This is a genomic window from Bacillus sp. SH7-1 (genome assembly GCF_008042405.1).
GTDB classification, from domain to species: Bacteria; Bacillota; Bacilli; order Bacillales; family Bacillaceae_G; genus Bacillus_A; species Bacillus_A thuringiensis_N.
Map to the genome: position 1 here is coordinate 75,487 of NZ_QNUD01000026.1, position 15,265 is coordinate 90,751.

Consider the following 15,265-nt stretch of genomic DNA (forward strand, 5'->3'; position numbering starts at 1 on the left):
ATACTTACAATAATTTCATCAAGTTAACATTTTAAAGGGGAAAACTACTATGAATAAAGATATATCAAAAGATGAACAAGTCCCTTCTCAAAGTACAACTGTTCAATCCGCACATTTAGCATTAAGCGGACAAACGAAAGGCTTAAAAAGACTATTACCATTCTTAGGTCCTGCTTTTATCGCTTCCGTCGCTTATATTGATCCTGGCAATTTCGCGACAAATATTGCCGCTGGATCACAATATGGATATTTATTACTCTGGGTAATTCTTGCTTCTAATTTAATGGCTGTATTAATCCAAACTTTATCCGCTAAATTAGGAATTGCTACAGGTAGAAACCTTCCTGAAATCGCTCGAGAAAACTTCCCAAAACCTGTTTCCATCGGTTTATGGATTCAAGGGGAGCTCGTTATTATGGCGACAGATTTAGCTGAATTTATTGGAGCGGCACTCGGATTGTACTTATTATTCGGGATTCCAATGTTACCAGCCGCTTTAATAACAGCTGCCGGATCATTTATTATTCTTGAATTTCAACGCAGAGGTTTCCGTCCATTAGAAGCTATTATAACAGGGATGATTTTTATCGTTGTTATCGCTTTTGGTGTACAAGTTTTCTACGCAAAACCGGAATTAAGCCCTTTACTTTCAGGGCTATTTATTCCAAAATTCCAAGGCGTGGATAGTATCTTATTAGCAGCTGGTATTTTAGGCGCGACAGTTATGCCACATGCAATATATTTACATTCCGCTTTAACGCAGCGCCGAGTAGTCGGAACAAATGATGAACAAAAGAAAAAGATTTTCCGCTTTGAGTTTATTGATATCATTATCGCAATGGTTATCGCTGGAGCAATTAATGCAAGCATGTTAATTGTTGCTGCTGCACTATTCTTTAAAAACGGCTTGCATGTTGAAGATCTTGATGTTGCTTTTAATCAATTTAGCAACTTAGTCGGTCCTGCATCCGCTGCTTTATTTGGAATCGGACTTTTATCAGCAGGTTTATCTAGCTCCTCAGTCGGTACAATGTCTGGTGACATTATCATGCAAGGATTCATTCGAATGCATATTCCGTTATACTTACGCCGATTTATTACAATGATTCCACCATTAGTTATTATCGCTTTAGGTGTAAATCCAACTTACGCTCTAGTCATGAGCCAAGTCGTCTTATCATTCGGTATTGCTTTTGCATTAGTACCACTTATTATGTTTACAAGTAGTAAAAAAATTATGGGTGTACTCGTTAATCACCGCATAACTACCTTTATCGCTTGGATCATTGCTGTACTTGTTATCATTTTAAATATTTTCTTACTGTATCAAACATTTGTAGGGTAATGAGAAAAGGTATTCCAAAAACTGGAATACCTTTTCTTAATGAAGTAAATCTCTTCTAATTACCTCTTATATATGTGCCTCTTTCCGGCATTATCGCACCTTTTTCAGTTTGAAAGTACAGTGGCAGTCCTTCCGCTAAAAACATACTTACCTTTGATGGATCCTTCCTTTGATGATGAATATGTAAATGGGGCTCACTTGAACTTCCTGAGTTACCGACTTGAGCAAGAATCTCTCCTTCATTTACACGTTGTCCTTCCCTCACTTTAATTGACCCTTGCTTTAAATGGGCAAGAATCAAAAATGTGCCTGTTTCATCTAGTCGTAAATAAATATGATTTCCGGCCATTGACTGAAAACCCTCCGATCCCGGAACTAAATCTTTTTCATCATTATTAATTGATACAACTGTTCCAGAAACTGGTGCCAGTACATCTGTACCGTATATCCCATACTCCTCTAACTTACTACTTTTCACTTCAGCAGGCGGGATAAGAATATCATATGCCCATCGTTCATTCGGTTTTATAACATGATAGTTCGTTTCTAACCGATCACCACCCCAGCCTACTAGTGCTCGTTCATTCAAAGGAAAGCGAACGACTACTTTAGGAGTCATAGACTGTACATCTGCTGGGTAAGCAAGTCCGCCTATGTTAGCGAACCATCCTAAGGGCCAAGCCCCTATTATAGAGAAAAGAACTATGAAGAGTAGTGTTCTATCTATTCGCTTTCTGAAAATGCCTTTCCACACAAATAGTAATACTGACGCTATCAAAATAAAGATTGATACTAAGCTAAACGCTTGTATACTCCACCAAAAAACGACTGATATAACACCATCCATTAAATAAACTACACTCCAACTTGTAATTAAAAAAACTACTAAAATTACTAATACGTATTTCTTCCACATGTTGTATCCCTACTCTCCTATCTTTGTTCTACATGATACGATGTGAAAATTACGACATATAAAAGAAATACTTACGACTTTCTTACAATTCTTTATAATGTGGTAAAACGATGGTGAAAACAGTTTCTTTCTCGTTACTGCGCACAGTGATATCCCCTTTATGAAGCTCTGCTATACTTTTCGCAATTGCAAGCCCCATTCCTTTTCCACCCGTATAAGAGCTACGTGATTTTTCACCACGATAAAACTTCTCAAAAACGTAAGGAAGGTTCTTATTCGGAATACATTGTCCCAAATTTTTAATTTCTATTTCAACACTCATATCTCTTTTAGAAACTTGAATAAAAATCTCCTTTCCATCTTTCCCGTACATAATACTATTACTAATTACATTTTCGAATAACCTCACCATAAGCGCTACATCCATTTCCACATGTAACTCCTTATCACCTTTAATACAAAAGCTCATATCGGCATCATCTAGTTGTGGTACAAAATCAATCATGATTTGTTCAATGAACGCTTTCATATGTACTACACTCTTATGTAATTCGATCTCTCTATAATTTATTTGACAGTATTCTAATAAATCATCTACTTGATTTTTTAATTCATAACTTTTTCGCTTTAATATACTTACATATTGCTCGCATTCTTCTATATTTGAATGAAGTCTATTGCCTAATAGATCCGCGTAACCGATTAGAGATGTTACAGGCGTTCGTAAATCATGTGAAATATTACTAATCATTTCATTTTTCATTTCCTGTGATTTTTTTTCATTCTCGATAGCCTCTTTTAAACTTTTCGCCATTCTATTAACATTCGTCGCTAATTCACCAATCTCGTCATTTTTTGAAATAGGTATATGGATTTCCAAATTGCCATTACTTATTTCCTTCACGTTCTTATTAATTTCAGATAATCTATTCATCATTGTTTTTGTCATAAATGCAAAGTATGTCGTAGTAAAAATCAAAAAAACTATAAAATATAAAAATGAATATTTTTCTTCTAATGAATTAGCACGACTATATATATTTCCAATTAACATTTGAAACGCTATTATACTTACAATTGCTAACAAGATGCTACATATAAATGCGATAAAAAACTTAACTCTAATGCCTTGTAATGATTTAATCTTCAATTTTATATCCTACTCCCCAAACATTTTGAATAAACTCCGGTTCTTTTGGATTCTCTTCAATTTTATTTCTTAATCTTGCAATATGAACCATTACTGTATTATTACTTTCATATGCCCTTTCTTTCCAAACACTCTCATATATTTCTTCAATAGTAAACACACGATTCTTTGCAGCTGCCATTAAGTACAAAATATCATATTCAGTTTTCGTAAGATTGATTGTTTCTCCATATAGCATTACTGTTCTTGACACTTCATCTAATTCTAAACCTCTAATGTTTATCTTCTTTTCTATTACTTGGATAGCATTTTGATTGAAATATGTATACCTTCTTAATTGAGCTTTCACTCTTGCTATAAATTCAATTGTACTGAACGGCTTCACAATATAATCATCTGCTCCAGTACTCAATCCAATTACCTTATCTATATCTGATGATTTCGCGCTTAAAAACATAATTGGTAAACTATGTTTCTCTCTAATTCTTCTACACAATTCTATCCCATCCATTTGCGGCATCATAATATCCAAAATAGCAAGTTGAATACTGTTATTATTTATTATTTCTAAAGCCTCTTCTCTATTATGAGCACTAAAAACTTTAAAACCTTCTTGCATTAAATTCACATGAACAAATCGAACAATATCTTTATCATCATCTACAATTAAAATTGAGTTTTTCTCCATATGTAAACCTCTTTTTGTAATTTATTCCACAATCAATTTTATCATATATCAAAATCATACTTCTCTATTGAATAATCTTTATTTTCAGACTAAATTATATAATAACAACACATTTTAGTTTCAGAAGAAATGGAGTGAAAGCATGTTTCCTATATTGAAAACCGACCGACTCATTTTAAGAGAACTTACCGAAGAAGATGCACCGAGTATACTACAATGCTTCTCTAATACTGACGTACTGCGCTATTATGGGCAAAAGCCATTACAAGATATTGATCAAGTAAAACAAATCATTCATAACTTTAAACTGAGTTACAATGCAAGAAGCGGTATAAAATGGGGAATTGAATTAAAAAACCAGAAAAAACTCATTGGTACCATCGGTTTTCACGATTGGTCTTCTGAGCATAAACGGGCCAATTTAAGTTATGCCTTTTTCCCTGAATACTGGGGAAAAGGATATGCGACTGAAGCTGTTTCTGAAGTTATATCATACGGTTTCCATACCATTCATTTAAAGCGTATCGGGGCCATTGTATTTCTTGAAAATGAGGCTTCCAATAAAGTTCTATTAAAATTAGGTTTTGAAAAAGAAGGAATTCTAAAAAATTATATGTATCAAGATGATATTCCATATGATACGAATTTTTATTCGTTGTTAAAATCGGTTTAATAGAATTCATGTGTAAAAAACTTGTTTTAGTACAACAGATATAGGTAGTGATTTTTTAATGAAGGATGCGAAGTACTATACATAAAAAAAGGCTATGAGTAAGCTTTTACTCATGTCCCTTTTTTTATGTTCTTTTTCTGTTTTCGCAATGCTTTTGGAATATATACGCAGAAAGGCTCACTTTCCATGTAATCCCCGTCATCGCATATGCTCTAGAACGCGATCCCCCACAAACATACCGAAACTCACAAACACCACACTTCCCCTTATCCTTATCTGGATTACGAAGGTTTTGAAACACAAGAGCGTTTCGATAAATTTCAGCTAGCGATGTTGTTCTAATATTCCCGGTTTTAATCGCCAATACCCCACTTGGATATGTTTCTCGGTATAAAATTAAGAAATTAGGAATTTTTCGTTACTCTAAAAACACGCTCTTTAACTGAAGACTATTAAATTCAGTTTTTTAAAATTATATTTTTAAAGGTTTTCAACATCATTGCCTCTTTTCTAAAACCATAAAGAACGTACTATCTGGTAGCGCAACCGCATTGCCAGACTCATCTGTAAACTCGATTTTCTCGCTAAGATGGTTTGTATATCCATCCTGCAAATAGTTCATAGCTTGAACGATGTTTACTTTATCTCCAAAGATACTCTTTACAAAATCCTTATAATCGTTTGGCGTAAAGATTCCAAACTGCTCCTGCACTTCATGAACGAAGGAGTCCTCTCCCCAGGTATATGTATATAAGAACTCCATTGCATCGTTAACAGGCATTTTGACTGTATTTTCTGCAATTACCTCATACTGGATTATACGCCCCTTAAATTCATGGGCATACTGCTCTAAGAATTTCATTCCGCCTGCATCTTTAAAACGAATCAACCGCATTAACTTTTTATCTTCGGTCATGATGCCATCACGAATGATAATACGACCTCCTCGCTTTAACACCTCATAGGCACTCTGCAGTCCTTTTTTAATTACTTCATGATTGAATTTCTTACCTTCATACTCGATATAAGAGAACAGCTCATGAAGGATAGAAGAATATACAATCGTATCAACCGATTCTTTTTCAAACGAGCTGCTTAAGTTGATTGCATCTCCTTTAATGACGTCCCAAGAACGCCCCTCGTTCTGCTTCTTCTTTTTCAACGTATCAATCACATTTTCAGAAATATCGATACCGTAGATTCGTTTATTCTCGGTCTCTTCTTCAATCATGTTTAGCATGACACCACCACCAGCTCCGACATCTACAATCGTATCTCCCTTTATATAATCAAGAATAATTCGTTTATCATCAGCCGAGCTATTCATATGCTCCAAATACACTTCTTCGTTATGGAATCTATCATATGCATCCTTTCGTAACCCGAAGAAATCAAACAGCAGCACATTTGCCCGAGCATGCATCATATCTATCTTTTCTGCCTCTACACAGAAGGTAATTAACGCCTCACCTACAGCAGAAAACTGAAACGACACATACGCAGTCTTCATATCTTCATCGACTTTAACCTCAAAAGAAACATGCGTTGTATTCGGTTTCTCGTTCTCACGGTACTCCCGTAGATACTTCTCAATAACCCGCTTACGATACACGTTGTCCTTTTTTTCGCCTTTGAAATCATAATGCAGCTGTTGCATCAATTTCTCGAAATGTATATGCTGAACTTTTCTAGTGCCTATCTCATTCTTTAACATAACAAAAACTGTCCAAATATCCTCAAAGCTAAGAGCATGCATAGACGGTTCTACATACCACAAATCCTTATCAGATAAGAATGTTTGAACGTCACTCTTCTCGCTCCCCATAATTATATCTTTTTCAAATGCTGACTCCTTATGTTTTGGCGTGAGTCTATGTATGCGAGAAGTAAATGGCTCCATATAACCGTCAAACAAACCATCAATTGTAATTTTCACATCGTTCTTCACTTCACTCCACAAAGCTTTTGATACGCCCTCAATAATACATTGGTTAAGATAGTATAGAATCTCCTTTAACCTAACGTCTCCGTATTCTTCTTTATACGTGTTAATTAAATCAACATGAGAGTCCAAACGAGCCTCCCCGCGGATATACTGCCCGATTAATCCATGTGTTCTAATTAAATCTCGAATAAACAAATATTCAATAGCGTTTAAGTTTGTCTCTACACGTTCAATAAACTGAATATCACTAAAGATATCAGCAGAACCCTCGTTATGTACCAATAGATTAATCCCTTTTTTCTTCCATTGCTCCCGTTGTTTTAAAGATCCTACCTTTGCAAGTTCACTATACGTTAGTACCTTTTCAATAATACGATACGCTTCTTCATCTAAAGGCAATCCATCTAGCACTTGCAGCGTACGGTGTACATAGTACAACACTGCATCTGTTTTTAATGCACCAAGTGCTTGTACATTCTCATAGTTTTGATGTATCTCCTCTGCCTCAATTAGATGTTTTAACCACGTAGGGATTGCAACAGAAATCCCTTCAATGTATGTATTTAGAACTTCAATGCTTTTCAACTTATTTCCCCCTATATAATCAATATCTGTAGTAAGGTCTAGGACACCTTCTCCAAAAAGAGCATCACCATATGTCCCTCCCCCTAAATACTATTACTTGCTTTTTACCACCTACATCTCTTTCGAATAAAAATGTATCAAACCCAGTCTTTTTATCATGTAAAAGAGAGGTATAAATTCCGTTACTAACATGCCAAGCTGTAACATTTTTTTGTTCATCTCTTATTTTAACTTCATTAGGAATTTCGGAAGATCACCTCTTAAATTGATAAACATATGTTGTAACAGAATCAAATGAAAATGGAAACGGCAAGCGGGTGCACTCCACTTGCCATTTTTTCATAGCTTAGTATGTATTTGAATTTCTTTTGCTTTCTCTTTTTCACCCTTCACGCGTACAATTAAATCATATGATCCGGATTTTGGAGCTTCAAAAGAAAGCAAACCTTCTTTTTGAGAAGTGATTTCTTCTTCATAAATAACCTTATCATCTTTTGTAACTTGTAATAAAACCGTACCTTCTTCAACAGCTGCTTCATAAGGGATTTCCACATTTCCTTTTTCAGCTTTAAGCGTTTGTACATCGTAATACCCTTGCAGAGAACCAATTTTCAAAGTCGTTTCTCCATTTTTTTGAACCTTTGTAACTTGTGTTGCTGTATTGCACGCGCTTAACAATACAACAAGAGTGAGAATCATAAATAAACGTAATGATTTCATAGAAATTCCCCTTTTTTATGTATATGTGAATTAAGATTTATTCTTTAACTATTTCAAAAACACCAACACCTAAAAAGAATCACTGCTTTTCTTCAATTTCTTTTTTAAATAATTTTTGAAACTCTAATTCTGTTTCATTAATAAAACCAAGATGTAACACACTAAAGATATCTTCATGATTCAAAAAGAAATTGTACTCTGAAGAAATACTACCATGAGGGAAATAACAACATACATAATCACATGTTTTTTGTTTCAGAATCCATCCGTCTTCTTCCTTAAACCATTAATGGATGTTCCCAATCTTTAAACATTACAACAGATCCTATTGGAAGTAATTCTAACTCTAAATTTTGTCCCATCTTATTTCCCACCTCTTAAAATAGCTTTTTTTACAATAAAATACATAATAGAGAATAGTAAACAAGCTCCAATTGTACCGAAAGTTGCAATTGAAATTTTTCCTGCTAATGATTCATTTGGATCTAATGCATTAGGTAAAACTGTCCCAAAAATTGCAATGCAAGCTAATATAACCATAAAATATTTTAAATTTTTTACTTTCTTATTCATACTAATTTTCCCCTTAATTCCTTAACATTAACTTCTAAACCAAATCACCGATATCCCCAAATTAATATCTCTCCAAGTATTATACATACCAATTAATTCATATAAAAAAAGTCCTGTTCCAATCGAACACTTAAGCTCTCGCTTTTTTTATAATACTCAAATAATTCCAAACAAACTGCTTTATCAATTCATCTTAATACCCCAAATTACCTTTTAAGTATACCAAGGACAAAATATATAATCTAATATTTTTTTTATATAATTAAAAACAAACATAGTTACAGAAAGAGAATGCTTGTATACTGACCTGTACTGCATTCCCTTATTCCATGTATGCTATATTTCTATTCTTCTTTTTACTTAAACAAACTGCTCAATCTTATTTGTTGCAACTTCTTATGAATGCATAACTACAATTTTGCATTTATCTTCTTTATATGTCGGGAACACCACCAAAGGATTTCCCTGCCCTCTGTAAAAAAACCTTACTTTTTAAAAGTAAGGTTTTTTGTATTTATTCATTAGCGATATACGCATTTTTATAAGTATAAACACCACCAAATTGATGCTTTTCAATTCCCTTTACGTAATCCTTTTGTACATACGCTGAACCAATATGATACAGCGGTGCTACAGCTGCATCTTCTAATAATACCTGCTCAGCTTCTAGCAATACTCCCCATCGTTTCTCTGGTTCTAGTACAAAATCAGTTTTCGCTTTCTTTATTAATTCATCGTAATGAGAATTAGAGTAACTCATTTTATTATTCGGATTACCCGTCGTAAATAGCTCTAAATAACTAATTGGGTCTTTATAGTCAGGTCCCCAATTTGCCATAGTTATATCGTAATTACCTGTTTGTTCTAACTGTAATTTTTGCTTAAATGGTTGTTGTTTAATTTGTATCGTGAGTCCTTGCAAATTCTTTTCTAAATCACCTTTTATATATTCTGCCAGACGTTTTGCATTATCTTGTTCAAACGTTAAAAACTCGAGGTTTACCTGCTCTACTCCAAGCTCTTTTTTCGCTTCTTCCCAAATCTTTTTCGCATTTTGCAAGTCATATGAAGAAAGATCTCCGTTTTCTTTTCTAAAATCTTTACCAGTCTCTTCATCTACATGACCAACTGGTACAAGTCCGCTTGCAGATTTTGCCCCGTTATTAATAAAATGAGCAACGAAGTCCTCTTTATTTAACGCAAATGAAATAGATTGACGTACCTTTTTATTTGCTAACGCATTATTTTGTTCGTTAAAACGTAGCATAGCAATTCCAGAATCACTCGACATATGTAATTCCTTATTCCCTTTATACTTGTCTACAAATTGAGAATTAATAGGTACCCTATCCAAATTACCAGCTTCGTATAAATTAACAGCTGTCATTGTATCCTTTACAATTTGAAAGTTTATTTCGTCTAACTTCACTTTCTTTTGATCCCAATAGGTAGCATTCTTCTTTAATTGAAACTCTTGTTCATGCTTCCATTTCTCTAATACAAATGGGCCGTTATATAGGAGATTACTAGGTTCCAATGCATAATTCTTCCCTTGTTCTTTCAAAAATGATTCATGCTGTGGTAAATATATAGGTAGTGCTAACAATTGTAAAAAATAAGGAATTGGCTGTTCTAATTCCACCTCTAACTTATAATCATTTATAACTGTAACCCCAAGTTCATCAAGAGGCATCGTCCCCTTATTAATCTCTTTCGCATTTTTCACATAAAAGAGCATGGACGCATATTGAGACGCTGTTTCAGGGGTAATTGCACGTTTCCACGCAAACATAAAATCATGAGCTGTCACATTGTCCCCATTTGACCATTTTGCATCTTTACGCAAATCAAATGTATATTTTTTACCATCTTCACTTCTTTTAAACGATTTTGCTACTGCTGGAATCGGCTGATCTTGATCGTCTAATACATACAACCCTTCAAATATGTTTTGCATAACGTGCGCTGACGTACCATCCATCGTTTTCGCTGTATCAAGAGAAGGAATTTCTTCTGATACTGTTACATTTAATACTTGTTTTTTTGCCTTTGTATCACTTTTATTTTCCTTATTATTACAAGCTGTTAATAATAAAGATGTAACAAGTGCCATTACCATTAAACGGCTCTTCTTTCGCTTCATGAGTTGTTCTCCTTAAATATAAAATATTATAAAGCGTAATATATTATAGCAGAAATACTACCAGAAAGATGCGACATTCTTTTGAATATTTATTCGTTCAAGAAAAAAGCTACCCTTTTAAAAAGGATAGCTAAAGATTGAATGTTTAATCTGCACTGTTCGCTCAAGTGTTTATAAAAAATCTCTTATTGCATACCTCCCTTCTGTTTTATGTAAATTTCCCCATAACTAACTTAATAGACGTATAGGGTACAGTTTGGTTGGAATATCTTCGTATCTCCATTCAGCAATGCCGCTTTGTTTTTTGGAATCCAGGTCAAGTAGAAAGTTGTATTTTACAAATCTTATACACTTAAGGATTTTGTAAGGATCAAGTAAGAAAAACGAGAACTTTGTTTCGTATAGTCAAAATATAAAGTGAAGGAACAAAGAGAGGTTAGAAGTTGCCAGAGCGATTACGACAAAACTAGAACTGTTGGTTTTAGATGAACATATCAATGATTTAGACGTTGTTACAACCGAACCTTAATTTATCATACCTGTTTTTTATCATCACATTTTGGAGGTTAAAATATGATTAAAAAAAAGAAAATACAAAAATCAGTACTTTCCTTTACCCTACTCTTTTCTTTAGGCATTTCATCTTTTCCGCTTACAACAGCTATTCACGCAGATACACGTGAGAAACAACCTGTAGAAAAGAAACGAGTCTTTTTAACGGAGCGTACATCATTATTTCTTGAATATCTCCAGCAAGGTAAGTATGCAGAGGCACTTCAGTTGACGTCTACTGCTTTTCAATCCAAGTTTACAACAAACACATTACAAAACTGGTGGAAACACAGTGGCTGGAGCGGGATAAAAAGCATGGGAACCCCCGTGATAAAAGAACGAAACTTGGTTCATCAGACGGTGGAAATTTCAGGAACTATTGAAGGAACTACCATACCGTTACTCTTAAAATTCACACCTGGCGGGAAAGTAGATGAGGTTGGGGTAAGGACGCCTCCAGAATCTTATATTATCCCGCATCCTAGATATGATCAACCTGCTTCCTATCAAGAACGTGAAATCGTCATTGGAAATTCTACCTATCCATTACCAGCCACATTAACAGTTCCGAAACATAAGCCTGGTGAAAAGGTACCCGTAGTTGTACTTGTTCATGGCGCTGGCATCCATGATCGCGATAGTACATATCTGGGAACAAAAATCTTACGAGACCTTGCGGTGGGCCTTTCGTCCAATGGAATTGCAGTGTTGCGCTATGAAAAACGCACCTTAGAACACGCATTAAAGATGAGTGCAGAACCTGTTACGTTAGACCGTGAAACTACAGATGATGCCATATATGCAGCAAAATCAGCAGCGCAGCAGGAAGGCATTGATCCAAATAATATTTTCATTCTTGGACATAGTCTAGGAGCCGGCACAATGCCGCGTATACTAAGCAAATCCCCTTCCTCACTTGTTAGAGGAAGTATCTTACTCGCACCACCTGCACGCCCATTGACTGACATTGCCATTGATCAGAATCAATACCTAGGGGCGTCAAAGGAAGTAATCGATGAACTAAAAAGACAGTTCGCTTTCATCCAAGATCCTACTTTCAATCCTGACCATCCTCCAGCTGGCTACAATTTTGGGTTACCTCATTTTATGTATGATGTTTCTAGGTGGCGTCCAGTTGAAGAGGCAAGATCACGAAAAGAGCCTTTACTGATTCTGCAAGGATCACGCGATTATCAAGTAACAGTAAAAAATGAATATACAAAATGGCAGGAAGGGCTTTCAAACCGCAGGAATGTTCAGTTCAATGAATACCCAAAATTGAATCATTTCTTCACGGAGGGTGATGGGGAATTAAGTCTTCCTAGTGAATATGAAATCCCTGCTAATGTTCCTGAGTACGTCATCCAGGACATTATTAAATGGGTCAACGAGACAAAAAAATAAGAAACATCAAAATACTTCATCTAATCATTATTACGTGAAGTATTTTTTGAAACTAGTGATTTTATATAAATCATTCTCTTCTTTTTTATTAATAAAAAAGGGTTAGACTCAAAAACAGGCTGTGGAGAAGACCCTCTCCACAGCCTAAAAATACCTATCTTTGCAAACCTCGTTTATATCGACTTGCTTCAAATATAATACGCTCTTCATCTAATGTTTTACATTCGCCATTCCAAACGACACGTTTTCCGTTAATAATTACATCGCTTATATCTTTTCCACTAGCAGCATATACAAGGTGTGATAACACTTCATCCGCTGGTTGTAAATGAGGCTTATTAGATGGATCAATTGTAATGAAATCAGCACACTTTCCAACCTCAAGTGATCCTGTTTGTTTCATGCCGATTACTTCAGCCGCTCCTTTAGTTGCAAGTGTAAGAGCTGTTTCAACCGGTAACGCTGTTGCGTCTTGGTGAATACCTTTTTGTAATAAAGTTGCAATGCGCATTTCCTCAAACATATCTAAATTGTTGTTAGATGCAACACTATCTGTTGCAATTCCTACTTTCATTCCTGCTTCTAGCATCGCTTTTACATTCGCTATACCAGAACCTAGTTTTAAATTACTATTCGGATTATGAGCTACTCGAACGTCATGTTCTGCTAAAAATGCACGCTCATTGTCATTTAATACTACACCGTGTGCAATAACTGTCGGTCGTTTAAACAATCCGCAACTTGCTGCATATTCTACTGGACGTTTTCCGTACTGTGCTTCAATATCACGTACTTCACGCTCTGTCTCCGAAAGGTGAATATGAACCATCGTTTGATTTTCTACTGCAATACGTGCGCATTCTTCTAACAGTTCTGTACTGCATGTATATGGACTATGCGGTGCAACCATCGTAGTTAACATACCACTTTCGTTATAGTAACGCTTCACATATTTCTCAGCTTCTTCAATTGCTTTCTTTTCATCCTCTTTCGTTCCAAAGCTAAATAAAGTTCTTGAAACAGCAGCTCGCATCCCGCTCCTTGATACCGTTTCCATAATTGCATCTTGATCTACTCCAATTGGATTAAACATATCAGAGAATGATGTTGTACCACTTTTCACCATTTCAAGTAATCCTAGTTCCGTACTAGCAACCGCAAGTTCTGGAGTAAATTGACTTTCAAGTGGCCAAATTCTCGTCTCAAGCCATGGTTGTAATAACATATCATCACCAATACCTCTTAAGAGACTCATTACAACGTGTGTATGTGTATTGACAAGCCCTGGTAAAACCCACTTTCCTTTCATGTCAATTACTTCATCTACTTCAAAATCATTAGCGAATTCTCCGCTCTTCACATCTATAATTTGATCATTTTCTACAATGATATATCCATTTTCTATCACTTCATTTTGTTCATTCATCGTTACTATTGTAGCGTTTACATAAGTTGTTTTCAAAAGTATTTCCCCTTTCAACTCTATGAAGTTCCCTTTAATAAGTTACCACCATTATAGTAACTTATTAAAGATTAAGAGTCAAAAGATAATTTCAATTCTTTCGTTATCTTTTTCTTCAACATGCTATATTGTTTTTCATTTGTATCTGCAAATGCTTCTTCTCGATTTGATTCTATATCCATATAATTCAGTTTTTCACTGAATTGGCTCCAAATAAAATCATATCTTTCCTCATCTACTATATTGTAAAAATGCCACACTTCCCCTATCTTTGTCTTTCGTATCTCTCCTCCACACAACTCCTGAATAATGAGAGCTGTCACGCCGCATTGTCCCTTTGCTGGATTTTCAATTGTCCACTTTGAACTTGTTTCAATCGACCACGATTTTATTAGTGCTTCATATATTCTTTTTCTCTTTATATGATCCATTTTCAGCTTCTCCTACTATTAGTTGTTTTACACATCATATTTCAAAAGAGGCAGTAAACGACCCTTAAAAACAGTGGATGGTGTCTCTCCGATTAACTTTGCTCCCATTTTCAAGTAATACCCTTTTGCATTCGGATCACTATCAATCGTAAAACTTTTTAATCCTAGTTCATTTGCTTTTTCTATTACATAGTCCCACAATATTTTCCCGTAGCCTTTCCCTTTATAACGAGGATGAATATATAGGAAATCGAGAGCTTTATCATTACGTAAAAATGAGAAAAAACCAATCTTCATATTATCTTTTTCTAAAACATATACAAAGTTATTTTTTATGTACTCTTCTGTAATTGTTAAATCTTCCTTACAAGCAAGTATGAATTCTTCGCTATAATCCCACGTTGCTTTTGAATGTAGTGCAAGTTCACTTAATTCATTTGCTTCACTTAATAACGCTTTTCTTATCTTCATGATTCTTTCTCCTCACTTTCAATATGTAAAATACTAAATTGATTCGGAAAACACTTCAAAAAACCTTTATTTTCATAGATTAGGGATAATTTCTATAAAACTAAAATGGCTGACCATATTATTGGTAACTGTTTGTAACAATTTATTTAAAGAAAAAGAACGCCATTCCTGAAAATTGGCGTTCTCTTTCTCTAAAATTTAACTTTA

13 protein-coding genes and 2 pseudogenes are annotated in these 15,265 nt (G+C 34.8%); 3 read left to right on the forward strand and 12 right to left on the reverse strand.

What is annotated here, in order from left to right; translation table 11 throughout:
* Positions 1-49 precede the first annotated feature (49 nt).
* Positions 50-1,345 (forward strand): Nramp family divalent metal transporter, encoded by a 1,296-nt coding sequence (locus tag DN390_RS20510; RefSeq protein WP_147808271.1) that lies wholly within the window; start codon positions 50-52, stop codon positions 1,343-1,345.
* 55 nt (positions 1,346-1,400) lie between these two features.
* Here the strand turns inward: DN390_RS20510 and DN390_RS20515 are convergent, their stop codons facing one another.
* The 3 genes from DN390_RS20515 to DN390_RS20525 form a co-directional block, all read right to left on the reverse strand.
* The gene (locus DN390_RS20515; protein WP_147808272.1) at positions 1,401-2,261 is read right to left on the reverse strand and encodes a M23 family metallopeptidase; all 861 of its coding nucleotides are present in this window, start codon (positions 2,259-2,261) and stop codon (positions 1,401-1,403) included.
* 82 nt (positions 2,262-2,343) lie between these two features.
* Positions 2,344-3,411: a sensor histidine kinase gene (locus DN390_RS20520; RefSeq protein WP_147808273.1), complete on the reverse strand. Its 1,068-nt coding sequence runs from the start codon at positions 3,409-3,411 to the stop codon at positions 2,344-2,346.
* Positions 3,401-4,099, reverse strand: a complete 699-nt coding sequence (locus DN390_RS20525) for a response regulator transcription factor (RefSeq protein ID WP_147808274.1) — start codon at positions 4,097-4,099, stop codon at positions 3,401-3,403. Before DN390_RS20525 ends, DN390_RS20520 begins: the two co-directional genes overlap by 11 nt.
* Before the next feature lie 142 nt (positions 4,100-4,241).
* On the opposite strand from DN390_RS20525, the gene DN390_RS20530 reads away from it, so the two are divergent.
* The gene (locus tag DN390_RS20530; protein ID WP_097951502.1) at positions 4,242-4,772 is read left to right on the forward strand and encodes a GNAT family N-acetyltransferase; all 531 of its coding nucleotides are present in this window, start codon (positions 4,242-4,244) and stop codon (positions 4,770-4,772) included.
* Positions 4,773-4,882: 110 nt separating this feature from the next.
* Here the strand turns inward: DN390_RS20530 and DN390_RS20535 are convergent.
* The 6 genes and pseudogenes from DN390_RS20535 to DN390_RS20560 form a co-directional block, all read right to left on the reverse strand.
* Positions 4,883-5,157 (reverse strand): annotated as a pseudogene (locus tag DN390_RS20535) (radical SAM/SPASM domain-containing protein); the annotation flags it as partial.
* Positions 5,158-5,268: 111 nt separating this feature from the next.
* Positions 5,269-7,302, reverse strand: a complete 2,034-nt coding sequence (locus tag DN390_RS20540; protein WP_147808275.1) for a class I SAM-dependent methyltransferase — start codon at positions 7,300-7,302, stop codon at positions 5,269-5,271.
* Between the two features lie 339 nt (positions 7,303-7,641).
* Positions 7,642-8,022, reverse strand: coding sequence for a BA_1872 family lipoprotein (locus DN390_RS20545; protein WP_147808276.1), 381 nt, complete (start codon positions 8,020-8,022; stop codon positions 7,642-7,644).
* Positions 8,023-8,101: 79 nt separating this feature from the next.
* Positions 8,102-8,384 (reverse strand): annotated as a pseudogene (locus DN390_RS30725) (DUF4176 domain-containing protein).
* 1 nt (position 8,385) lies between these two features.
* Positions 8,386-8,595, reverse strand: coding sequence for a hypothetical protein (locus DN390_RS20555; protein WP_001036919.1), 210 nt, complete (start codon positions 8,593-8,595; stop codon positions 8,386-8,388).
* Between the two features lie 514 nt (positions 8,596-9,109).
* Positions 9,110-10,738 carry a peptide ABC transporter substrate-binding protein gene (locus DN390_RS20560; RefSeq protein WP_147808278.1) on the reverse strand — a complete coding sequence of 543 codons (1,629 nt, stop codon included), beginning with the start codon at positions 10,736-10,738 and terminating at the stop codon, positions 9,110-9,112.
* Positions 10,739-11,311: 573 nt separating this feature from the next.
* On the opposite strand from DN390_RS20560, the gene DN390_RS20565 reads away from it, so the two are divergent.
* Positions 11,312-12,694: an alpha/beta hydrolase gene (locus DN390_RS20565; protein ID WP_147808279.1), complete on the forward strand. Its 1,383-nt coding sequence runs from the start codon at positions 11,312-11,314 to the stop codon at positions 12,692-12,694.
* A gap of 154 nt (positions 12,695-12,848) precedes the next feature.
* Here the strand turns inward: DN390_RS20565 and DN390_RS20570 are convergent, their stop codons facing one another.
* Genes DN390_RS20570 through DN390_RS20580 form a run of 3 tightly spaced genes read right to left on the reverse strand, consistent with a single transcriptional unit; the run spans position 12,849 to position 15,058 of the window.
* Complete coding sequence (locus DN390_RS20570; RefSeq protein ID WP_142237735.1) at positions 12,849-14,174, reverse strand: bifunctional S-methyl-5'-thioadenosine deaminase/S-adenosylhomocysteine deaminase; 1,326 nt, start codon at positions 14,172-14,174, stop codon at positions 12,849-12,851.
* 53 nt (positions 14,175-14,227) lie between these two features.
* The gene (locus tag DN390_RS20575) at positions 14,228-14,587 is read right to left on the reverse strand and encodes a YunG family protein (protein ID WP_147808280.1); all 360 of its coding nucleotides are present in this window, start codon (positions 14,585-14,587) and stop codon (positions 14,228-14,230) included.
* Between the two features lie 27 nt (positions 14,588-14,614).
* On the reverse strand, positions 14,615-15,058 hold the full coding sequence (locus DN390_RS20580) for a GNAT family N-acetyltransferase (RefSeq protein ID WP_147808281.1): 444 nt from the start codon (positions 15,056-15,058) through the stop codon (positions 14,615-14,617).
* Positions 15,059-15,265: the final 207 nt, after the last annotated feature.